This window comes from Rhizobium sp. BK313 (assembly GCF_014193655.1).
Lineage (GTDB): Bacteria > Pseudomonadota > Alphaproteobacteria > Rhizobiales > Rhizobiaceae > Rhizobium.
In genome coordinates, this window is record NZ_JACHZQ010000004.1 from 649296 (window position 1) to 671853 (window position 22558).

The window sequence follows — 22558 nt, forward strand, 5'->3', positions numbered from 1 at the left end:
AAGGAGGAAACTACGATGACCGGGCGGTTTGTCAGCAAGCACGATGAGCCACTAACCTCGAATGATCTCGATATTTGCCAAGGGGCCTTGGATGAAATTTTAGCGAGGCTAAAGGTTGGCAAGGACACAGAGGAGGCGCAACGAGTGGCGGCGATCATCATAGAGCTTTACCGACAAGGCGTGCAAAAAGAATCGCAACTGATCGAACTGGCGGCCGCAGCGCGAGGAATCAGTGATCCGGATTGATTGCCAATGGTTCCTCTAGCGATACGCTGGTGAACTTGATCTTATATTGAGTGGCGCTAGAATCTCATCACACGCTCACTTCTCCCCCGTCGTTCAGGCGGGGTTCCTTTTTGGAATATTTGTTTGTGCCTATTGGCTAACAAACTAGGGTTGTTTTGATCGAAACTCAGCAGCTTCACCCTACGCCCCTCGTTGAGGTGAGGCTTTTCTGTGTGACGTATCCTCCCGATAGTTCTTGGCATCCGATATCTCGAAGCTTTCCCGCGTGATGGACGACTGTTTTACGAATCCGATCTTTCTTGGAAAAGAAAATCTATAAAAACGATAAACATTATGGAAACTTCGTTCCATCCTTACCGCGTTGGTTGACGGATGAACTGAGAGGGTAAAAACCATGCGCATCAAAACAATTCTCGGAGCCTTCGGTCTGATCGCTTCGCTACTTTCTTCCGCTCACGCGGAAGACGCCAACAAAGTCGTCATCGCTTACCAAACGGGCGCGGTTCCGTACCTCGTCGGCATTGCCAATGGTGAGCTTGCTAAAGAGACTGGTTGGAACATCGAATTCCGGCGATTCAACTCCGGTGCAGACATCTTCGCAGCTATTGCGTCGGGCGACGTCCAGCTAGGAGATGTCGGCTCCAGTCCGTATGCCGCCTCGGTCAGCAAGGAGCTCGATGTGAAGGGCATATATGTTACGGCGGGCGCGGGTGACAGCGAAGCCCTCGTCGTGCGGCCGGATATCAAATCTGCAGCGGACCTCAAGGGGAAGAAATTTTCTGCGGCCCCGGTCTCCACCGATCACTACCAATTGCTGGCTTACCTGAAGCAGGAAGGTCTTTCAGAGAAAGACACGCAGGTCATCGCTATGCCCCAGCCGCAGATCGTGGCTGCGTGGAAGCGCGGAGATATTGACGGCGCATTTGTATGGGATCCGGCGCTCACTGAACTGAAGAAAGACGGCAAGGTCCTGATCACATCGGGTGAGGTGTCCAAACGTGGCGCTCCGGTCTTTAGCGCACTTGTCGTAACCGGCGACTTCGCGAAGAAGAATCCCGAATTCCTTTCGAAATACGTTGGGCTCATCGACAAATATTATGTCGATTTCGCAAAACACCCCGACGCGTGGGGGCCGACCTCCGACAACATAAAGCTGATCGCCAAATTGCAAGGCGGGACCCCAGAGGAGAATGCTGGCTGGCTTAAGACCACCGTCGTCGTTCCCCTTCAGGAACAGGTGACCGAGGCTTGGCTCGGCGGAGGTGACAAGGGTGGTCTAGCCAAGACGCTCAAGGACACGGCGCAGTTCCTCAAGGAGCAAAAAAAGATCACTGCTGTGAAGGACAGCTACGCCGAGTTCGTTGATCCGAAATTTGCGGCCGCCGCCCTTGCTTCGAACTAGCAGTCTCTGGAACCTCTCGGCGGCCCGAACAGTGGCCGCCGTTTAAATCACTGGAACTCAACCATGCTTTCCATTCGAAACGCCACCGTGAAATTCCGGGCCGCTGACGGAACCGAAGTTCACGCTCTGGATAGTGTCTCCTTTGACATTCCGCCGGATTCCATTGTCGTGGCGCTTGGCGCGTCCGGATGCGGAAAGTCCACACTGCTAAACGCCATTGCAGGGTTCCAACCCTTGACTGAAGGGACGATTTCTATCGACGGCGAGGCGGTCAATGGCCCGGGCGGAGATCGCGGTGTGGTCTTCCAAAAAGATACGTTGCTTCCCTGGTCAAGCGTCTTAGACAATGTGGCACTTGGCCTGCGGTATCGCGGTGTGCCGAAACCGGAACGGCATCGTCAAGCCAGGGACCTTCTGAAGCTCGTTGACCTGTCTGATTTCGAAGCGAAACCACCCTATGAGCTATCAGGCGGGATGCGCCAGAGAGTTGGTATCGCACGCGCACTTGCAACCGATCCAAAGATATTGCTGATGGATGAACCGTTCGGTGCACTCGACAGCCTGACACGGGAAAACATGCAGCAACTTCTGGCAGCCATTTGGGCCAGGACAGGGAAGCAAATCTTCTTCATCACGCATTCGATCGAAGAGGCGCTTACGCTTGGCACGCATATCTTGGTGATGTCCCCAAGGCCAGGGCGGATCGTAGCCCGCTATGAAGCTGATTTCGTCCGGCAGTTCGCTTTGTCCGGCGACATTGGACCTGTCCTCGCGAATCCTCGGTTCGTGTCGCTACGAGAGGAAATACGCTCCATCATCCACAAGCCCGCTACTGGCAACGAGCGCCAGGCTGCCTAAAAAGCAGTGTCAATCAGAGATTTGAGGAACATGAGATGAGTGCAGTAATCGATTCCGCATCGGTTGTTTCCGGCGGCGAGGCGAAGCGTGCGTCTAGACCACTCCCTCTCCGAAAGGCCGGGGGCACCCTGGCTATAAGTTCTGCCACACTCGTCGGTTTGCTAGTTCTTTGGGTGCTCGCAACGAAGTACCGTCTCGCGTCTCCGCTGTTTCTGCCATCGCCAATGGACGTCGCTACCCAGGCACTTGCCGTGGCATCGGAAGGTTATGCAAACGGCACGCTCCTCGACCACATCCTTGCCAGCCTCGGGCGTATCGGCGCGGCGCTCGCATTCGGTATCGGCTTGGGTGTTCCCGTCGGACTTCTGATGGGCGTCAATCGGTGGGCAAAGGGAATTCTCGGCGTGCCGATCGACATATACTGGGGCCTCCCTCCCCTGGCATATCTGCCGCTGCTGATCATCTGGCTGGGTATTGGCGAAGCATCGAAGATCCTTCTTCTTAGCCTGGCTGCGTTCGCTCCGATTTGTTTTGCCGCCCAGGCTGGGGTTCGCTCGGTGCCGCAGGAGCGCATCAACGCAGCGCGATCACTCGGCGCAAATTCATATCAGGTATTTTCGACGATAGTTCTTCCATCAGCGCTTCCAGAGATTCTCACAGGCGTTCGCATTGCAATAGGAGCCACTCTTTCCACGTTGGTGGCCGCCGAGTTGATCGCCGCTCAATCCGGCCTGGGCTACATGATTATGTCGGCAGCAAACTTCCTCGCAACCGACGTCGTCTGCGTGGGTCTAATCGTTATCGCAATCTTCGCCTTCGTCTTTGCGATAGGTATGCGTTTCCTGGAACAGCGGCTCGTACCCTGGAAGGGAAAGCTCTGATTTAGGAGCGGGCCATAAGATTATTTCCGGCTACCTCGTTCTGTTTGGCTCTTTTCGAAAGCTGACGCACCTCCTTCCGCGGCAGCCTCTTTCGTTTTCGGAGTCAGCGTGGTCACCTTTGTAAGGGAATTATATTTTTCGAGTCATGGATATCCAGGCCGGCTGTTGTTCATAGGCTGAACTCAATCTGCAGTTGAAATTTGCAACACGCTTCTCGGCGATGGTCGTTTTTAGTCTGCTTCCTATATTAAGACACCGTTCCGTCAGCGCGCCGCTGCTGGAAAACGAAACTGGGAGAAAGCCGACAATGGCAACTGGCACTGTAAAATGGTTCAATGCGACGAAGGGTTTCGGCTTCATTCAGCCGGACGACGGCAGCGCGGATGTATTCGTTCATATCTCGGCAGTAGAACGTGCCGGCATGCGCGGTTTGAATGATGGCCAGAAGATCACCTACGAACTAGTGAAGGATCGCAAGTCCGGCAAGATGTCGGCCGACAACCTAGACGCCTAACGCGTCGTCGAAGTGATGCATCTTAGCAAAATCGGTTTAGTGCCGGCTTTGCCGAACAAGCGATCGGCTGTGGTTTGGCGCTAGAATTAGGCTGAGTCTCACCTTAAGTGTCGCCGCGCAGGCGATGGTCCAGCGCCTTAGCCCTTGGTGTGTTGGGGCATGATTGCTCGTGAGCCTACCCAACAAGATGCAGATTGGATTGCGATACTCCTCGTAGATGGGGTAGCACGGCCGTCGTCGCAGAAGGGCTTGGTCATCGGCGTTTCAATAGAGGTCGGGCGGAATGTGCTGACCCGAATTCCACTCGACGCAAGTTCGAGCGCCATGCAGCGCGAAAAGCCTTCCATGGCCCATTTGGTTGAGCGAGCGATTATTCTGCCGCCACGGCCGAGGACACAGCGTTCTGAGAAGACGGACGCTTGAGCCCTAGATGCTCCCTCAGCGTCGATCCCCCATACTCGTTGCGGAACAGACCGCGACGGCGTAGTTCGGGTACCACGAGTTCTACGAAATCTGAGAGGCCCCATGGCAGGACGGGTGACATGATGTTGAAGCCATCCGCACCGTAGTTGACAAAACGCGCCTCCAGTTCATCGGCAATCTCTTCAGCGGTGCCAACGACTTGCCAGTGCCCGCGCGCGCCGGCGACTCGTTGATAGAGCTGACGCAAGGTCAGGTTTTCCCGTGCAGCGAGTTCAAGGAACAGCGCTCTTCGGCTCTTGCCGCCTTCGGTTTCCGGCAATTCCGAGATCAGCGCGTCGACCGGAAGCGTCCTGATTTCGTCCACGCCGGCGAGCTCTGCCAACATGTCGAGCCCGACGGAAGGTTCGAGCAAAGCCTGCAACTGCTCAAATTTGTCTTCCGCCTCCTGCCGCGTCCTACCCACGACGGGGAAGACGCCAGGCAGGATCTTCATATCCTCGGCCCCGCGGCCATATTTGGCCAGTCGCCCCTTGAGATCGCTGTAGAAAGCGATGGAACCCTCCAGCGTTTGCTGCGCAGTGAAGACCGCCTCGGCGGTTCTCGCCGCGAGCTCCTTGCCAGGCTCGGAGGAGCCGGCTTGCACCACGACCGGATGCCCCTGTGGCGGACGGGGAATGTTCAGCGGTCCGCGAACCTGGAAAAACGCGCCGCGATGATCGAGGGGACGGATCTTTTCACGATGAAAATAGACGCCGCTCTCCCGATCCCTCAGGAAGGCGTCGTCGTCTGACGTGTCCCACAGACCGGTAACGACATCGACGAACTCTTCCGCCCGCTTGTAGCGGTCGGCATGCGCGATGATCGCATCGCCGCTGAAATTGTAGGCGGCGCTGGGGTCGGCGGACGTCACCAGGTTCCAGCCGGCGCGGCCGCCCGAAAGCTGATCGAGCGAGGCGAACTGCCGTGCAAGATTGTAGGGATCGGAGAAGCTCGTGGAGGCGGTCGCCACCAGACCGATCCGGCTCGTGACGGTGGCAAGCGCCGAAAGCAGCGTAATCGGCTCGAACGGATAGAAGCCAGAATGCGCCTTGCGGCTCGCTGACTCGACATTCTGCACGCGCGCGTTCACCCCGTCAGCAAGAAACACCGCATCGAATTTCGCATCCTCGGCGATGCGGGCAAAATGCGCGAAATCCGAGAAACGCGTGCTGTCAGACGCGCCTGGATGGCGCCAGGCGGCAACATGGTGGCCGGTATATAAAAGGAAAGCGCCGAGGCTCAACTGACCGTCACGTTTGGCCATATCATTCTCCTACTCAAGGGTTATTCTGCCGAAATTCAGTGCAGCCCGAACGCATTCAACAGCTGTTCGCGAAACTTGACGAAGCGCGCCTCACTGCGGTTGCGTGGCCGCGGCAGGTCGATGTCGATCTCGCGGGTGCGCCCACCCTTCTCCTTCGGGAGGATGAGCACCCGATCGGCGAGATAGACTGCCTCTTCGAGATCGTGCGTGACCAGGATCATCGTCACCTTCTCCTCCCGCCAGATGCGAGCGAGCTCTTCCTGCATGGTAATCTTGGTCATAGCGTCGAGCGCGCCGAACGGCTCGTCGAGCAGCAGGATTTCAGGCTTCACGGCAAGCGCCCTGGCGATGCCGACGCGCTGAGCCATGCCGCCCGAAAGCTGAGAAGGCAGGGCCTCGGCGAAATCGCTGAGGCCGACGAGCTGGACATAGTGACGCGCGCGCGCCCTCGCCTCAGCCTTTTTCAGACCGCGATTTTCGAGCGGAAAGGCGACGTTATCAAGCACGGTAAGCCAAGGCAGAAGCCTTGGCTCCTGGAAGATCACGGCGCGATCCGTGCCGACGCCGTGAACAGGCTTGCCGTCGATCAGCACGTCGCCTCTATCCGCATCCTCGAGCCCGGCGAGAATCCTGAGCAGAGTCGTCTTGCCGGAACCCGAAGCTCCCACGATAGCCAGGCTCTCGCCAGCGCGAATGTGGTTGCTGATCCCCTGCAGCACATTAAGATGGCGGCCGTTGATCGAGTAGGACTTGGAGAGGTTCTTGATCGTCACCTCTCCGCGCGAGATTAGGTCAGCGACTGCCATCGACCCGCTCCTCAGTTGCCGGCGACGGCGAAATTCGCCGGATCGTAGAGAATGTCTTCCGCCTTGAGCTGTCCCGGCTTGAGGACGCCGCCGCGAGCGAGGATGTCGATCCAGAATTGCAGGTCGCGCGGCACGGACTTGCCGCCTTCTCGCACGCCATAGCCAGTGAAATATTGCGCAATTTCGGCATTCTCACCGCGCGAGGCGAGAACCTTGGCGATCAGCGCTTTGGTTTCCTCCGGATGAAGACGAGCGTATTCGAGCGCGGCTTGCGACTTTTCGACGAAGATCTTGGCGGCCGCCGGATGTTCCTTGATCCAGTCGCGGCGCAACACTGTAAAACCGCCGGCGATTTCGCCGAGCACGTCGGTGTCGCCGAAGATCTTCTGGAGGCCACCGCTTTTCAGCGCCACGCCTTCATAAGTCTTCTGCCAGTAGCCAAAGGCGGATACATCGACTTGCTTGGAACGCAGCACCTGTTCGAGCTGCGGACCCGGAACGACAACGAGCTTGGCCGCGTTTTCGGGCAGGCCGACGGAATGAAGCGCCTCGCGGACGGTATAGTCGAGATGGGCACCGAGCGTATTGACGGCAATCGTCTTGCCGGCCAGATCCTTGATGGATTTGATCGGGCTGCCGTCCAGTGAGTAGAAGATGCTCTCCGTCGTCTTGTTGATGCCGTTTGAGGCATAGGCTGCGACGAAATCGTTGCCGCCGGCGATCGAGTTGAGCACCGCCGCGGTGGCGGCACTTCCGAGCTCGACATTGCCGGACGCCAGCGCGAAGAGCGAAGCCGGCCCACCCTGGGCATAGCCGACATTCTTGAGCGTAATGCCGGTATCCTTGAAATAACCGAGCGCATCGGCGAGCTCATGCGCGGCGAGACCGCCCTGGCTAGCGAGGAAGCGAATGGTCACGTGTTCAGGCTCGGCGGCGAAGCTAGCGCTCGCGGGAAATGTCAGGGCAATGCCAGCTGCAACGGCAGCGATGCGACCAAAGGACCGACGGGAAATCTGCATTTTATACTCCGTTAGATTTCTGAGATGAAAGCGGCGCTTGGCCTCAGTCTTTGACCTTGGACCAACGGCAAAGCCGCGCCTGCAGGACTTCCAGGATGAAGTTGGCCGACAGGCCAAGAATGGCAAGCAGCAGGATTGCAGCAAACATGAGCGGGATCTGGAAATTGTACTGGGCGTTCATCACCTGAAATCCGACACCGGAATTGGCGCCGATCATCTCCGCAGCGATGAGAAGCAGAAGCGATGTAGTTGCGCTGAGCCGCAGGCCGACGAATATCTGCGGCAGGGAGGCGGGCAGCACGACGCGGCGGAATACGGTCAACGGCGTGGCCCCATAGACGCGCGCCATTTCCACGAGCTTCGGATCCACTTGCTTGACGCCACCGATTGTCGCAAGGAGGATTGGAAACAGGGTCGCCCAAAAGATCACGAAGATCTTCGACGCTTCTCCGAGCCCTAGCAGCAGGATGAAGACGGGATAGAGCGCGAGTGCGGAGGTCTGCCGGAACAGTTGCAGAATCGGATCGAGGCTGCGCTCGACAATCCGGATCTGTCCCATAAACAGGCCGAGTGGAATGCCTACGCCGGCTGCCGCGATGAAGGCGATGCCGGCACGCTGCAGGCTGACGCCGACATCGCCGGCGAAGGGACCGCTGCTAAGACCGTTCCAAAGTGCGACCAGGATCGCATCGAGCGGAGGCAGAACGGCGCGGTTTGTCCAGCCGAGCGACGGCGCGACTTGCCAAAGCACGGCGAAGGCTATTAGCAATCCATAGCGAGAGGCGAAATTGCGCAGCTGCGCCCCGACCTCTCTCATTGCTTTGCCGCCCCAGAAAGGCGTCTCACTGTAGTTGGGCAACGTGCCCTGATGTTCGCTTTCCAGTGCCATGCACCGTCCTCCTTGCAGGCTGTCGTTTATTCGGCGGCTTCGCTATGGGTGGCGCTCCACCGGGTTTGCGGGAAAGGCAGCCCAAGATTCTGACGCAAGGTCTTGCCTTCGTAAGCGGTGCGAAACAGCCCGCGGCGCTGCAGCTCGGGAATGACGAGGTCCACGAAATCATTGAGGCCGGTGGGCAGCCATGGTGGCAGGATGTTGAAGCCATCCGCGCCTTCGTTTTCGAACCATTCCTGCAGGGTATCCGCGACCTGGACCGCGGAACCGACGATGGTGAAATGGCCACGCGCGGAAGCGATCCACTGGTAAAGTTGCCGGATGGAGAAATTGTTCTCGTCCGCAATGCGGCGGATCAGCTCCTGGCGGCTCTTCATACCCTCTGTCGGTGGCGCTGGCGGCAGCGGGCCGTCAAGATCGCAGCCCTTGAGATCCAGCTGGCCGCCGCTAAGCGCGTTAATCAGCGCCAGCCCATCCTCTTCGATGATTAGACTTGTGAGCCGCTCGTATTTCTCGCGTGCTTCCGCCTCCGTGCGGCCGACAAAGGGCGATACGCCCGGCATGATGAGCACATGCGACGGATCGCGACCGAAGCCGCGTGCACGCGTCTTGATATCGCGATAGAATTCCTGAGCGGTCTCGAGCTTCTGATGCGCTGTGAAGATCACTTCCGCAGTGGCGGCTGCAAGTCCGCGCCCATCATCCGACTGGCCAGCCTGCACGATGACGGGGTGTCCCTGGGGCGAACGGGGAACATTCAATGGCCCCTCGACCTGGAAATGTTCGCCGCGATGATTAGTGCGGTGCACCTTCTTCACGTCGAAATAAATGCCGCTTTCGCGATTGCGAATGAAGGCGTCGTCTTCAAAACTTTCCCACAGCTTCTTGACGACGTCGACATGCTCGGCCGCCCTTCTATAACGAGCCGCATGGGGTTGCTGTTGTTCGAGATTGAAATTCCTCGCGGCGGCTTCCGTTGCTGTGGTGACGACGTTCCAGCCGGCCCGGCCACCGGAGATCAGGTCGAGCGAGGCGAACTTGCGCGCGACGGAGTAAGGCTCCTCGTAGGTCGTGGATGACGTCGCGATGAAACCGAGATGCTCGGTAAATGGTGCCAATGCCGAAAACAGCGTGACCGGCTCGAAGCCCACCACCCTCGCATTCCCGCCTTCGATGCCACCGCCGAAGGCGACCGCAAGCCCGTCCGCCAGGAAATAGGCATCAAAAAGGCCGCGTTCGGCTATCTGCGCGAGCTCGATGTGGAACTTGAGGTTGACCGCTCCGTCGACCGGTTGGTCCGGATGACGCCATGACGCGATATGCTGGCCGCCGCCGGGAAGAAATGCGCCGAGCTTGATCTGTCTCTTCATGGTTCCTCTCCACATTGCAAGTTTAGCCGGGCACGCCGCCATCACGCTTAAGTATTGCGATATAATCGATATATTTAATAGACTATATATTTGCAGCCGTCGGCCTGATGGGGAAAGTTTTTCCAGAAGCTGGGGGAATAGGGAATTTGTCGCCTACTAGAGTGATGAACCAATGGCTCATCAAGTCTTGGCGACGTGGGTGCATTGGGTCTCGAAGAATATCTTCAAGTCTGCCAGATCCTCATCGTGACCAAAGATCGATTCCCTAGCAGATAGCACATGCCCCGCCGAACTGAATATAACCCCAGAAAATTCCAGCTCCCGCTGCCCCAAATTTTGGGTGCACATCAAAAATCACCGGAGCGAACTCAAAACTGGGTAAGACTTGGGGGCAAGGTCAGCACCACTGACCCAAAAGGTCTGGTGATATCGCCGAACTAGCTAGCAGACGCTACAAGATTTCACCCTTAGAATTGTAGCTCCTGATTGCGGCAGTGGAGTGCGCATGCATGGCCTCGGTCGTTGAAGAACTGAATGGCAGCTTGCTGACCTGGATGCCGGGCCGGTCGCCTGAAGTCCGAGCGGCCAACCATTGGGAGCAAAATCAATGAATTCACTTCAACGCGATGGAGTGAACCTCTCGTTTGAGTTTAGCGAAGTGGGCGATCCCACTCTTGTATTTATCCACGGATGGTGCTGCGACCATAGCTATTTCAGTCCCCAGATCCGGCGATTTCAGTCCCTCGAATACCGCGTGATGGCTGTGGATCTGCGCGGGCATGGACAAAGCGGACAACCGCGACAGAGCTACTCCATGGAGGTTTTCGCAGACGATGTCGCCTGGCTCTGCGATGAATTGGGGATGGCAAAGGCGTACTTCATCGGCCATAGCATGGGAGGTAATGTCGCCTACGAACTAGGCCGCCGGCGGCCCGACTTGGCTGCCGGGGTTGTCATGATCGACAGCGCCGTTACCCGCCCCGCCGCGTCTCGCGCTGCGATGGAACCGTTCCTCCGCAAACTCGAAGGTTCCGACTATCGTGAGGCCCTCACGTCCTACGTGTCACAGGCACTTGCGATCCCCACGGACGATAGGGACCGACTTGCCTATATCCTGTCGGGTATGACGTCCGTGCCACAACATGTCATGATCTCCGCATTTGAAGGATTGCGCGACCACGACCCCGCATCCGAAGGATTGAGGCTTGCTTGCGCTGGCCTCTATATCGCGGCGAACGAGCCGCAGCCGAGGTCGGATATGGAGCGTCTCCGGGAACTGGTGCCCGGTCTGGCCTACGGGCAAACCGTTGGATCCGGTCATTTTTGCCAGTTGGAAGTCCCCGACCAGGTCAACGCCATGATTGAGCGATTCCTGACGCTGCAGTCGCTTGGCACATGAACGGGCCTGGATCCGCTTTGTGTGGTAGCAAAGCTGGTTCAGCGATATCAAGCGTGCTCTCAGGAGTTCTGGGCCAGCTCTGCCATACATCCCGTCCTTGGTCGCTTTCAGGCGGTTGACCTGACATTCCGCCTGGCGGGCCGGCAACAACCATGGCAATCGTCGACGCCGGCTCCGGTCTCGCCGGCCATGGTCCCGCCGATCGTTGCGGTCGCTACCCGGCGCAGATGTGTGGATGGTAGAGGATGCCCGACGGCGACCTGCCGAATAAAGAACCCTTTGTTCTCGAATCCCACAACACATCGACGTCAAAAACTCATTAGCTTCGATCCTCGTCGACATGCTGCCGACACGCCGCGCCTAGAAACGCCTAGCCGCCAGAGCTTTCCAAGCCGCTGTCGGAATGGACAACGCAAACGTTGAGCGGTGGAAGATAACCGTTCGGATTTAACGGCGCAGGTTATTGTGAATTTTTTCTCTGAAGGAGACCATATGTCCAAAGTAATTTTGATCACTGGCGCCAGCAGCGGCTTTGGCCGCGACACTGCAGAAACCCTGTCTCGCGAGGGTCACACCGTCTACGCGTCCATGCGGGGAATGGAGGGCAGGAACCAGGAAGCGGCTGCGGCTTTGGGCAAACTTGGGATAAAGACCGTGGAACTGGACGTCAACAACGACGCCTCAGTCGAAGCTGGCGTCAAAAAGGTGTTGGCGGAGGCCGGCAAGATCGACGTGCTGGTGAACAATGCCGGCATTGCATCGGCGGGCGTGACGGAAGCCTTCACGGCCGAGCAGGCAAAGGCGATCTTCGACACGAATGTTATTGGTCTGCTCCGCGTCACCCAGGCCGTGCTTCCCTCCATGCGCCAGAAGCGCGACGGCCTGGTCATCAATATCGGGTCGATCCTTGGCCGCGTGACATTTCCCTTCTTCGGCATCTACGGTGCGAGCAAGATGGCGGTCGAGGCTCTGACCGACAGTTTGCGCTACGAAGTCTCGCAACTTGGCATCGAGGTCGTGGAGGTGCAACCGAGCGCGTACCCGACCAATATGTATGCGAACATTCAGACGCCAGCAGGAGCGGATATCGCAACCTCCTATGGCGCGGTCGGCGAGATCCCTGGTGCGATGTTCAAGACCTTCATGTCGATGTTCCAGGGTGCAAACGCTCCCAATCCCCATGACATCGCGGAGGCCGTTGTTGAACTCGTCGGCAATTCCAAGGGCACACGCCCTGCCCGCACTGTCGTCGGAACGGCATTCGGCGCCGACAAGATCAACGGCGATGTCGCGCCGGTTCAGTCGAAAGTGATCGAGGGTCTTGGCCTCAGTCATCTCGAGAAGATCGGCTGAGATCTGCTCCGGGTCGGCCTATCGGTCCGGCCCGGTCCGATCTCTGGTACGGAGCTCCAAAGATGACTTCGCCTGTTGATACGATTCAGCGCTTCTACGACGCACTCGAACGTGGCGATGTGCCGGGTGTGCTCGCTACGCTGAACGAAAAGATAGAATGGACCGAGGCTGAGCGCTTCCCATACTACACCGGCACCTGGCTCGGGCCTCAGGCGGTGTTCGATAATCTTCTGGCGCAGGTCGCCAATGATTGGGATGGCTTTGCAGCCACGCCTTCCGATTACATTGTCGATGGCAATCGCGTTGTTGCGCTTGGAACCTATACCGGTACCTACAGGAAAACCGGCCGCGACATTTCCGTGCCTTACGCGCATGTCTGGACGGTTAGCGGCGATACGCTTTTGAAGTTCGTCCAATACACAGACACAGCCAAGGTACTCGAAGCACTTCGCTGAGCGACTATCGTCACTCATACCTCGGCGCATCAATTTTTAGCCATTCGAAGAGGGATACGACTGTGTTTTATCGCGGAATGGATCGTGCCGCACTGGACGTAGCCTACAACAACACAAAAGCGGTCTCCGATTTCCAAACCGTTTTTGCAGGCTTCCAATCGCGCAGCGCGCATTTTTACCAGACAACGCAATGTGATCGAGACATACGCTACGGTGATCATCCCCGTGAGCGGTTCGACTTGGTTCGTGGGCGCAAAGAAGGTGCACCAACCGTGGTCTATGTCCATGGTGGATACTGGCAGACGCTCAGCAAAGAAGACTTTGCTTTCGTAGCCCAGGGGCCGCTTGAACTTGGATACAACGTTGTTCTCGCGGAATACACCCTCGCACCGCAGTCTTCAATGACGCAAATTGTGCAAGAGATTGGCAGACTTTTGGATCATTTGGCGGTCAACCGTGACGGGCTCAAAATCGGACGAGGCCCCGTCTGTCTGGTAGGGCATTCAGCGGGCGGCCACCTCAGCCTAGTTCATCGTTCTCATCCGTTGCTCGCCCACACAATGGCCATCAGTCCGCTCGTCGACCTCGAGCCCATCAGCCTGTCCTGGTTAAACGCGAAATTGGACCTAAGCCCGAGTGAGATCGACCTATACAGCCCTCTGCGGCGCATCGGCAAAGGCGGGCCCATGACTGTGGCAGTGGGCGCGGCTGAGTTACCGGAGCTGGTACGCCATGCGAGCGAATATGCGGCAGCAGCTGCAAAGTTAGGCGAAACAGTTGAATATGTCGCGATCGATAACCGCAACCACTTCACCGTATTGGAACATCTGGCATGCGCGTCGGGCGTGCTGACGAAGACGTTGGCACGTACCTTGTTGCTGTGATTTTCCCATCTCCCGCACGAACGGGCCGGGGCGATAATCACCCCGGCCCGCCTCGCCTTCAGGCCGCGTCACTTGCCTTGACGATAGGGAAGTCAATCTCGGTCTTCGCGACTTCATTCAAAAAGTTGGTAAACGTGTTTTCCGCGACGACAGCGACGATTTCGACGATCTGCGCATCACTGAAGCCAGCATTGCGAACAGCAGTTATGTCGGCGTCCGCCACGTGCCCTCGCTCCCGGACCACCTTCGCTGCAAATTGCACGGCCGCGTTCGCCTTCTGGTCCCCCGATCCGCCTTTTCGGTTCAGCGCGATTTCTTCCGGGCTGATTTTCGCCAAATTGAGGCCAAGATAGGTGTGTGCTGAGAGGCAGTAGTCGCAGCCGTTCACCTGAGCGACCGCAAGCGCAATACGTTCGCGGGTCTTCACGTCCAAGGTCTTGCCGAGTGCGCCACTGAAGCCGACGTAACCGTTCAATACATTTGGGCTATTTGCGATCAGGCGGAATAAGTTCGGTACGACGCCAAGCGATTTGTGAACCGCATCAAGGGTTGGCTTGGCAGCCTCAGGGGCGTTATCGAGTGATGGAACGGCGATGCGGGACATGGATATCTCCTTTGTTTGTGCGAGCCGGTGTTTAGCTCGTGAGGGAGTTATCTCTCTTTTCAGAAGCTGGGATAATGCTCTAATATTGGGAATCATCTTGCCAAAAATTGGAAAGCCCAATGGATCGCTTTGAGGCCATGTCGATACTGCTGAAAGTTGTCGAACACGGAAGCCTGTCGGCGGCAAGTCGGGCTCTTAACATTCCTTTGGCGACGCTCAGCCGAAAGATCTCCGACCTCGAAACTCTGCTCGCGACACGCCTTCTCATCCGCACCACGCGCAGGCTCACGTTAACGGATACAGGGGTGACGTATGTTAAGGCGGCGCGTCGCATCCTGGAGCTGGTGGAAGAGGCCGAACACGAGGCGGCTGGGGAATTCACAGCGCCCAGGGGCGATCTTGTTCTGACGGCGCCCGTCATGTTTGGACGCCTCTACGTGCTTCCCGTGGTTACTGACTTCCTGGCCCTCTTTCCTGAGATAAACGTTCGGCTCCTTTTGGGAGACAGGAACGTTCATCTGGTCGACGACCAAATTGACATGGCGGTCCGCATCGGGACCCTGCCGGACAGCTCATTGAGCGCAACCCGCGTCGGATCCATGAGAACGGTGGTCTGCGCGAGCCCGACGTTGCTCGCATCCCACGGAACGCCCCAATCGCCCGACGATCTTGCGCGCATTCCCTGCGTGACTGTAGACATACCCGTGCCGGCACTGGCATGGCGGTTTCAAGTCCAGGAATCGTCGGTACCCGTGGAGATTCCCATCAGGCCCCGGCTTTCCGTTACATCCACCGAAGCTGCCGCCGTCGCGGCTATCCGAGGGGCGGGAGCAGTGCGTTTGATGCTCTACCAGGTCGCCGATGCTGTCCAGGCAAAGACTTTACAGATCGTTCTTGGCTCATATGAGCCGGAGCCTGTCCCCATCCATCTCGTGCATGTCTCGCGCGGCCAAATGCCAGTGAAGCTGCGGACGTTTATCGACTTTGCTCGACCTCGTCTCAAAACGGCATTGGAGGAGCTAACCGCGCGGACCCAAAAAGAGCGATAGAGGTTCGGATCGAGGATCGCCGAATCCGTGTCGAACATCGCGGCGGCCATTGCCTTCGGTGTGCCGCGTCGATCGCACCATGCGTACTGTGCTGGCCATTTGCGCACAGGACGGTAATCTCGCTCGTCGATAGGCGATCATCTAATGTGCTGGGCGTAACCGTATGAGTGCATCCTTCAGAAATTTTGACCTCAATCTATTGCGCGTGTTTGAGGCGTTGATGGACGAGCGAAGCGTACTCCGGGCCAGCCAAAAGCTTAATCTGACACAATCGGCGGTAAGCCACGCGCTGGCGCGTCTGCGTGACATGATTGGTGACGAAATCTTTGTTCGCGTCGGTCCCGGCATGCAGCCGACGGATAGAGCTCTTCAGCTTGCACCGATCGTTCGCAATGCGCTCTTATCGTTGGAGAGCGCGATCGAGGCACCCGCCTTCGACCCCAGGACGGCTCGCAAGACATTCACGATCGCCGCAAATGATTTTACAACCATGGTGTTGGTTCCCAATCTGCTGCAAATCTTTCAGAACGAGGCTCCCTCTATCGATATCGTCATCAAACCGGTGACCCGAATTGATCTTGCTGAGCAGATAGACCTTGGGCGGATCGATGTTGCAATAGGAACATTTTCAACCTCCGCGATACGCTTCAAATCGAAAAAATTGTTTGGTTATGACGACATTTTGATCACGCAGGCCGGTTCACGTTTCACAGCGATGACATTGGAGATGCTTGAGGAAATGACGCTCTGTGTTGTCTCGTTCGGTGCTGACCAGGAAGGTGCGATTGCCGGATACCTGTTGGAACGTGGTCTCGCACGCCGGTCCGAGATGTATGACAGAGAGGCTCTCGAAAGCGCTTACGCTGAACGCGGCTCAAGCCCCAGGGTTGGCGTAATCCTCCCCCACTTTCTTGCTCTTCCTTCCTTGCTGAACGCCAATAAGCTCGCAGCCATCGTTCCTCGTCCGCTAGGTAAAGCGCTGCAACGGAACAAGCAGGTGGAGGCATATGAACTGCCTTACTGCACCGCTGCCCTCGACGTGTGCCTGCTTTGGCATGAACGACAGCATAAGGACCCCGCCCATGTCTGGCTGCGAGATATTCTTGGCCGAGCGAGTGCGCATCTTGAAGCTGACGCAATAGGAGCAAGCTGACACTATTACCTAAAGGCATGCTTCAGTTCGGCAGCGGCGACGTCAGTTGCGTATTTCGCTCCGGGAACAAGCTCGTTCATGCCAAAAAACTCATGGCCGACCCCGTTCGTCGAGGACCTCCCGCATTTCGGGAACGAGCTTGTCGAACAGACGCAGTTCCTCGCTCGCAGAGCCAGAACGGTCCCGCATGTCGGGAGATGAACCCAAGTCAATGTCCACCACGGCCGCATCCGCCAGCGATCTGTCAACAATGGCACTTGAACTGGCGCGAGTGGGACCACAGTTGGCGTTTGAGCCTTACCAGTCAGGAAGACCGTTTCGATCTTACTGATATCGCGTCGCGGCGGCTCGCCTCGAACCCTAACTCTTACGGTCTGTCAGATTTTCCTCGGCGATCTGAATAAAGGTGTTTTGTGGAAGGAGCCCGGCAATGAGCTTTCCGCCGACCAGCCATGCCGGAGTGCCACGAACGCCCGCTTGCCGACCGAGCATTTCCGTCTCGCTCACAAGCAGGTAAGCGGATTCGTCAGCCAATGCCCGGCCCATTTTATCGACGTTCACGCCGGCTGCACGTGCACGCTCACGCACGACATCTTGACTGCCGATATCCACCCCGTCGGCGAAATGAGCAGCGAAGAGCGATCTAGCGAATTCGCGGAACGCGTCCGGCCGGTTCCGCCTGACCCATTCCGCCGAAGCCAGCGCCATGCGGCTATTGGGCAGGCGCTCTGGCCAGTGCAACGGTAGACCCGCGTCATCGGCTTCTTCCTGAAGCCTGTCGTACATCTCTCCGCTCCGAGGACCGACGAATTTGCCGCCAGGCGGGATCTCCGGATGTATTTCAAACGCGAGATCGGCAATTTCGAATCCACGGTCCTCGAAAATCGCGTCGCGACTTTGCCCGATGTAGCAGAAAGGGCAGATGAAATCGTACCAATGAAGTACCGTCAGCTGAGTGATTGGGCGGCCGATGGCGGCGGTGACTCTCTCAGGAGCCTGTACAGATCCTTGTTCGTTCATAGATTGATCTCGCGCTTCATTTCAGATGTTCGAAAACTTGCCCGGCACAGAATAGCTGGCATCGGTGACGCTTCCCGTCTCCATGATCTGTTTCAGCCTACGCAAATTTGCTCCTACTTCTTTGGCTGGGAATTTTCCTATCAGGGCGAGTGCCACGCGCCCGAGTATTCCCAAAGGCGCTTTCATCACCTCGCGAACTTCTGTGTCGCCGGCATCAGATGCGGCGACGAAATGAATTTCCCAGTAAGTTCTCAGTTTGGGTGGGGTGACTGTTTCGTACCGGATCAATTCGTTTGTGCGCAGCTCGGTCACTCGCACAGTCCAATTTGCCCGAACACCGAGGGGACCTAGTATTGTCCATCGGTAAGTTGCCGGACCGATCTGCTCAATCGCTATCACGTCTCCCAGGAAATCAGGAAGATTCGTAAAATCCCGATAAAAACCAAAAACCACCTCGACTGGACGATGAATGGTTACGCTCGCTTCAATCTCATTTTTGTTCGGCGGCAGAGATGAAGCCCTTTGCATAATGTCTCTCCGTCGATCCTCTCGTTTTCGGAGCTACCTGGCGGGCGAGCTTCCATAGCGATCAACCGACACGTCCTCTACGACAAGTTACTGAACAGCCTGAGCCTCGAACCTACGACCTGTTGAACCGACTCGACGACAGCCGGCAGTATTTTGTAGGGGACCACCTCCGACTTCCGTTTCTCCAGTCCGTCCTCTAGTCCCCGTCGCCACGCTAGGCGCAGTTCCGTGTTGATATGCACTATGTTGATGCCGGCTTCTATTGAATGCTTCAGATCGGCGTCCGCGGTGCCCGATCCCCCATGCAGAGTCAAAAAGACGTTGGTCGCCGCCTTGATTTCCCGAATTCTCTCAATCTGAAGATGTTTCTTCGTTGCACCGTCCACCATACTCTGCACCATGCCATGGGCATTCCCCACAGCCGGCGCGAGAATATCGATCCCGGTGGATTCGACAAAATGCCGTGCCTCCGAAGCGGTTGTCAGAATTTGGTCAGAAGTCTTTATGTCCTGATGAATTTCCGAACCGGTTCCGATATCGCCGATCTCGCCTTCGACCAGAACTGACGGGTTTATGGACTTGAGCGCTTCGATGGCTTCCTTGGTCTGTCGGATGTTCTCTTCAAATGGCAGGGCGGATAAATCGAAAACCACGGAATCAAAGCCGGCATTCACCGCCTCGAGAGCGCTTGGCAACGAATGCGTATGGTCGGCGTTCAAGAAAATCGGCCAACCGAATTCGTCCCTGAAGCTCTTCACCAGAGCGGCGAGTTGTCTTGTTCCGAAAAATTTTCGCTCTCCCTCGGACGCGCCGACCACAACTGGAACCCGCAGCTCATGAGCCGCATTGAAAACAGCCTTTATCAACGTGAAATCAGCGACATTGAAATGGCCGATCGCCACGCCGTCCGACTCAGCCTTTTGGAGGATTTCGCGAAAGGTTTTCATTGGATGACTCCATATTCGTCTCGATGGTCAATAGCCGTCATTGGTGCGGCCAATATTGCGTGGGCCATCATTAAATGGACCATAGTGCGAATGATAGTCGCTGGAAGTGAAACGTCTTCAGAAACATAATGCATGGCGTTCAACGAGCGCGGCCCTGGCCGTTTGCGCGCCGGACCGAGCGGATGGCGAGAAGCGAATTGAAATTACGCTGAGAGCGCCTGGCTATTGTGATCCACGAATTCAGCAAGGACGAGTTCGCGCAGATCGCCCGGATCATCGCCACCGAGCGCACGATACAACAGCGAAGCCAGGCGCTCGCCGATGATATAGTTCGAATAATAGAAGGCGCTGAGCGGCGGATTGAAGAAATCGTGCAATCTTGTGCCGCCATAGGTAATCAACGCGAAATCCTTGCCCGCATGCCGGCCGACCATACGCAAACCCGCGAGGAAACCGAGTGCTGCCTCTTCGCTGGCAACGAAGGCGCCGGTCGCCTCCGGATGCCAGGCGACGATATTCTTCGCGAGCTCCTGACCGCTGTCCGGCGTCGTCGCCGCAAAATGAATAAGGTCGTCGGGAACGGTGAGATTGCGTGCCGTAAAGGTCTTGCTCCAGCCTTTGACGAATTGCAGGCTGTAGGTGAATTGACTGGACGGCGCGATCAGCAGCGGCCGGCGATGGCCGGCATCCAAGAGCAACCGCGCAGCTTCGGCACCAATGGCCTCGTGATCGAGATCGACATTCGGATGGGCGCTTAGGAGCTCGGTGCGCCCGAAGGTGACGAAAGGCGTGCCGACCTCAAGCAGATATTTGACGCGGTCGTCCTGCGGTCGCGTATGGGTGATGATGACACCGTCGACGGAGCCCTCTTCGACGAGATCGCGAACGGTCGCTAGGGGATCGTCCGCCTGCAACTGCGGCACGACTGTAGTCCGATAGCCATAGCTTTTCATATGGCGCGATACGCCTTCGACCAGCGAGGCAACGACGATGTTCATCTCGCCTTCGCGTTCGAAGGGCAATACGATGCCGATTGCATGAGTCTTGCCGGTCCTGAGATTGAGGCCGCCGAGATTTGGGCGGTAACCGAGTTCGCCGGCTACTCGCTTCACCAGTTCGATTGTCTCGCGGTTGACTTCGGGGCCTTCCTTCAGCGCGCGGCTGACCGTTGTAATCGACAGGCCGAGCGTGGTCGCAACCGTGCGCAGCGTCACACGCTGACCCGGATCCCGCCGCAAGCCACGCCCCGTTCCCGTTCCCTGCACTTTCGACAATTCCCTTTGCTCCACCTCACCTGCATGACAATGCCCGCTGTCGAATGCGCGTGCAAGCACCACTCTTGGGTGGTTTGGGGTGTGGCGATCTGCATCAATGGTCTGACAACCAAATAGCTACCGTTTGAATCGATCTATGCAAGTCTCCTCTGCGCAGTACTATTGAGTGACCCGCAACTCTTCCTGTCATCCTCAGATCGGTTTTCCCATGACCCAGTATCCCGTCGCTACCTTGATTGCGCCACATGCGAAACTCATTCCGGTGCTGCATGTAGAAAACCCCGATCATGCCGAGCCGCTTTTGGAAGCGCTGGTCAGCGCTGGCATCAACATTCTGGAAGTGACGCTGCGCAGCGCCTGTGGGCCGCAGGTGATCAAGCGGATGCGGGCTTTGGGCACGGATGCCGTCGTCGGCGCAGGCACCATCACCAAGCCGGATCAACTTGCCGCTGTGATAGATGCCGGCGCCGAATTCGGCGTCAGCCCCGCGCTGACGCCGGCGCTGGCGGAAGGCGCGCGCCTCTCCGGCCTGCCCTTTCTGCCCGGTGTATGCACGCCGAGCGAATCATTGTTTGCCCGTGAATTCGGTTTCTTCGAGCAGAAGTTCTTTCCTGCCGATCTGATGGGTGGCATGGGCTGGATCAAGCATGTCGACCCGCTTTTCCCTGATGTCAAATTCTGTCCGACCGGCGGCATCTCGGACGACAATTCCAGCCAATATCTGGCGCTACGCAACATTATTGCTGTCGGCGGTGCTTTCCTCGCGCCCCGCGAACTGATCGAAGCGGCCGATTGGAAGTCGATCCATGAACGCGGCAAGGTGTCGGTCGCAGCAGCGGCGCGCTGACGTCGTAAGTGCCAAAAATATCGAGCGTGGCGCTGTGCTGCTGGTAGGGTTGCGCTATCTAATTTTTCCTACCGGTCAGTATGAAAGGCGAGTCTCATGTCGCAGGCTGTGGTTTTCAAACTTCTTGGCAGGCGGGTGCGGCTCGGCCTGATCGGTGGCGCACAAGGCTCGCTCATCGGTCCGGTGCATCGCACGGCCGCGCGCCTCGACGATTGTTTCGATCTCGCCGCCGGCGTCTTTTCCTCCGATCCCGAACGATCGCTGAACTCTGCCCATGCCTTCGGTATCAAGCGCGGCTATACCGATGTCCAAGCCATGATCGAAGCCGAAACCGTCCGGGCTGACGGCATCGACGCGGTCGCCATCATGACGCCGAACGACAGCCACTACGAATACGCCGCAGCCGCTCTCGACGCCGGTCTTGACGTCATCTGCGACAAGCCGCTGACCAACGATTACGACAGCGCGCTGGCGCTCGCCCGCAAGGCACATGACCGCGGCCTTATCCTGTCGCTCACCCATAATTACTCCGGCTATCCCATGGTGCGCGAGGCGCGGGCCACCGTCACCGGCGGCGAAATTGGCGCTCTCCGTCTCGTCAATGTCCGCTATGTACAAGGCTCGCTCAGCCGACCCGTCGAGGCTGAGCCGGACAAGATGGCGCCACGCGTCAAATGGCGGCTCGACACGACCAAGGGCGGCAAAAGCCATGTGCTCGGCGATATCGGCGTGCATGCGCATCAACTGATGAGCTTTGTTTGTGGCCGCCGCATCACCGCAGTGCTTGCCGATGTCGGCCCGTCGCTGCCCGGCCGGACGGCACACGATACGGCGCAAGTGATCCTGAAATTCGATGACGGCACCCGGGGTCAGATGCTGGTGAGCAAGGTGGCGACCGGCGCGCAGAATGTTGTCAGCATAGAGGCCTATGGTGAAGACGGCGGCATCTCCTGGAATCAAGCCGAGGCCAACGATCTGCGAGTCATGCGGCTGAACCGTGCCGATGAGGTGCGCACACGCGGCCTGCCAAGCCTGCATCCGCACGCCCAGCGGGGCACCCGCCTGCCCGTCGGCCACCCCGAAGCCTTCTTTGAAGCTTTCGCCAATATCTATACTGATTTCGCCGAGCTGGTTGCCGCCCGCATCGCCGGCGCGGAGCCCGATCCGCTGGCGCAACTGACGCCGAATGCCTGGACCGGCGTCGATGGACTAGCCTTCATCGATGAGTGTCTGGAGTCGACGGCGACGGGAACGTGGACTGAGGTGGTTTACGAGCACGATCGGTTTTGATTTCCAGATAGCAACTTTCCCGTCTGAGACCCGCCATAGAT

24 protein-coding genes are annotated in these 22558 nt (G+C 57.6%); 13 read left to right on the forward strand and 11 right to left on the reverse strand.

Annotated elements, in window-relative coordinates; genetic code table 11:
• Positions 1–15 precede the first annotated feature (15 nt).
• The 5 genes from FHT86_RS23230 (at position 16) to FHT86_RS23250 (ending at position 3901) form a co-directional block, all read left to right on the forward strand.
• Positions 16–246, forward strand: coding sequence for a hypothetical protein (locus FHT86_RS23230; RefSeq protein ID WP_133709804.1), 231 nt, complete (start codon positions 16–18; stop codon positions 244–246).
• A 394-nt stretch (positions 247–640) separates the two neighbouring features.
• A complete protein-coding gene (gene tauA / locus FHT86_RS23235; protein ID WP_133709805.1) occupies positions 641–1648 on the forward strand; it encodes a taurine ABC transporter substrate-binding protein in 1008 nt (335 codons plus the stop codon).
• A 63-nt stretch (positions 1649–1711) separates the two neighbouring features.
• Complete coding sequence (locus tag FHT86_RS23240; protein WP_133709806.1) at positions 1712–2506, forward strand: taurine ABC transporter ATP-binding protein; 795 nt, start codon at positions 1712–1714, stop codon at positions 2504–2506.
• A gap of 35 nt (positions 2507–2541) precedes the next feature.
• Entirely contained in the window at positions 2542–3387 is an 846-nt protein-coding gene (locus FHT86_RS23245) for an ABC transporter permease subunit (protein ID WP_133709807.1), read from the forward strand.
• 307 nt (positions 3388–3694) lie between these two features.
• Entirely contained in the window at positions 3695–3901 is a 207-nt protein-coding gene (locus FHT86_RS23250) for a cold-shock protein (RefSeq protein WP_133709808.1), read from the forward strand.
• Positions 3902–4038: 137 nt separating this feature from the next.
• Here FHT86_RS23250 and FHT86_RS23255 read toward each other — a convergent pair whose 3' ends face one another.
• Genes FHT86_RS23255 through FHT86_RS23280 form a run of 6 tightly spaced genes read right to left on the reverse strand, consistent with a single transcriptional unit; the run spans position 4039 to position 9714 of the window.
• Complete coding sequence (locus FHT86_RS23255) at positions 4039–4350, reverse strand: SDR family NAD(P)-dependent oxidoreductase (RefSeq protein ID WP_312862483.1); 312 nt, start codon at positions 4348–4350, stop codon at positions 4039–4041.
• Positions 4272–5627 carry an LLM class flavin-dependent oxidoreductase gene (locus FHT86_RS23260; protein ID WP_133709810.1) on the reverse strand — a complete coding sequence of 452 codons (1356 nt, stop codon included), beginning with the start codon at positions 5625–5627 and terminating at the stop codon, positions 4272–4274. Before FHT86_RS23260 ends, FHT86_RS23255 begins: the two co-directional genes overlap by 79 nt.
• A gap of 35 nt (positions 5628–5662) precedes the next feature.
• Positions 5663–6433 (reverse strand): ABC transporter ATP-binding protein, encoded by a 771-nt coding sequence (locus tag FHT86_RS23265; protein ID WP_133709811.1) that lies wholly within the window; start codon positions 6431–6433, stop codon positions 5663–5665.
• A gap of 11 nt (positions 6434–6444) precedes the next feature.
• Complete coding sequence (locus FHT86_RS23270; protein WP_133709812.1) at positions 6445–7452, reverse strand: ABC transporter substrate-binding protein; 1008 nt, start codon at positions 7450–7452, stop codon at positions 6445–6447.
• A gap of 43 nt (positions 7453–7495) precedes the next feature.
• On the reverse strand, positions 7496–8341 hold the full coding sequence (locus FHT86_RS23275; RefSeq protein WP_133709813.1) for an ABC transporter permease: 846 nt from the start codon (positions 8339–8341) through the stop codon (positions 7496–7498).
• A 26-nt stretch (positions 8342–8367) separates the two neighbouring features.
• On the reverse strand, positions 8368–9714 hold the full coding sequence (locus tag FHT86_RS23280; protein ID WP_133709814.1) for an LLM class flavin-dependent oxidoreductase: 1347 nt from the start codon (positions 9712–9714) through the stop codon (positions 8368–8370).
• A gap of 607 nt (positions 9715–10321) precedes the next feature.
• Between FHT86_RS23280 and FHT86_RS23285 the strand changes: the two genes are divergently transcribed.
• From FHT86_RS23285 to FHT86_RS23300, 4 genes are all read left to right on the forward strand, one after another.
• A complete protein-coding gene (locus FHT86_RS23285; protein WP_133709815.1) occupies positions 10322–11113 on the forward strand; it encodes an alpha/beta fold hydrolase in 792 nt (263 codons plus the stop codon).
• A gap of 492 nt (positions 11114–11605) precedes the next feature.
• Positions 11606–12466, forward strand: a complete 861-nt coding sequence (locus tag FHT86_RS23290) for an SDR family oxidoreductase (protein ID WP_133709816.1) — start codon at positions 11606–11608, stop codon at positions 12464–12466.
• 62 nt (positions 12467–12528) lie between these two features.
• Positions 12529–12921 carry a nuclear transport factor 2 family protein gene (locus tag FHT86_RS23295; RefSeq protein ID WP_133709817.1) on the forward strand — a complete coding sequence of 131 codons (393 nt, stop codon included), beginning with the start codon at positions 12529–12531 and terminating at the stop codon, positions 12919–12921.
• A 62-nt stretch (positions 12922–12983) separates the two neighbouring features.
• The gene (locus FHT86_RS23300) at positions 12984–13805 is read left to right on the forward strand and encodes an alpha/beta hydrolase (protein WP_208116678.1); all 822 of its coding nucleotides are present in this window, start codon (positions 12984–12986) and stop codon (positions 13803–13805) included.
• A 58-nt stretch (positions 13806–13863) separates the two neighbouring features.
• Here the strand turns inward: FHT86_RS23300 and FHT86_RS23305 are convergent, their stop codons facing one another.
• Entirely contained in the window at positions 13864–14409 is a 546-nt protein-coding gene (locus FHT86_RS23305) for a carboxymuconolactone decarboxylase family protein (RefSeq protein WP_133709818.1), read from the reverse strand.
• A 119-nt stretch (positions 14410–14528) separates the two neighbouring features.
• Between FHT86_RS23305 and FHT86_RS23310 the strand changes: the two genes are divergently transcribed.
• Positions 14529–15458, forward strand: a complete 930-nt coding sequence (locus FHT86_RS23310) for a LysR family transcriptional regulator (RefSeq protein ID WP_133709819.1) — start codon at positions 14529–14531, stop codon at positions 15456–15458.
• Between the two features lie 163 nt (positions 15459–15621).
• Positions 15622–16611, forward strand: coding sequence for a LysR family transcriptional regulator (locus FHT86_RS23315; protein WP_133709820.1), 990 nt, complete (start codon positions 15622–15624; stop codon positions 16609–16611).
• 360 nt (positions 16612–16971) lie between these two features.
• Here the strand turns inward: FHT86_RS23315 and FHT86_RS23320 are convergent, their stop codons facing one another.
• The 4 genes from FHT86_RS23320 to FHT86_RS23335 form a co-directional block, all read right to left on the reverse strand.
• Positions 16972–17631 carry a DsbA family protein gene (locus tag FHT86_RS23320; RefSeq protein ID WP_133709821.1) on the reverse strand — a complete coding sequence of 220 codons (660 nt, stop codon included), beginning with the start codon at positions 17629–17631 and terminating at the stop codon, positions 16972–16974.
• Between the two features lie 21 nt (positions 17632–17652).
• Entirely contained in the window at positions 17653–18159 is a 507-nt protein-coding gene (locus tag FHT86_RS23325) for an SRPBCC family protein (protein ID WP_133709822.1), read from the reverse strand.
• 77 nt (positions 18160–18236) lie between these two features.
• Positions 18237–19106, reverse strand: coding sequence for a class II fructose-bisphosphate aldolase (locus FHT86_RS23330; protein ID WP_133709823.1), 870 nt, complete (start codon positions 19104–19106; stop codon positions 18237–18239).
• A gap of 203 nt (positions 19107–19309) precedes the next feature.
• Positions 19310–20371, reverse strand: coding sequence for a substrate-binding domain-containing protein (locus tag FHT86_RS23335; protein ID WP_312862484.1), 1062 nt, complete (start codon positions 20369–20371; stop codon positions 19310–19312).
• Positions 20372–20588: 217 nt separating this feature from the next.
• On the opposite strand from FHT86_RS23335, the gene FHT86_RS23340 reads away from it, so the two are divergent.
• Positions 20589–21227 (forward strand): bifunctional 4-hydroxy-2-oxoglutarate aldolase/2-dehydro-3-deoxy-phosphogluconate aldolase, encoded by a 639-nt coding sequence (locus FHT86_RS23340; RefSeq protein ID WP_133709825.1) that lies wholly within the window; start codon positions 20589–20591, stop codon positions 21225–21227.
• Positions 21228–21323: 96 nt separating this feature from the next.
• Positions 21324–22517 (forward strand): Gfo/Idh/MocA family protein, encoded by a 1194-nt coding sequence (locus tag FHT86_RS23345; protein ID WP_133709826.1) that lies wholly within the window; start codon positions 21324–21326, stop codon positions 22515–22517.
• The last annotated feature ends 41 nt before the right edge of the window (positions 22518–22558 follow it).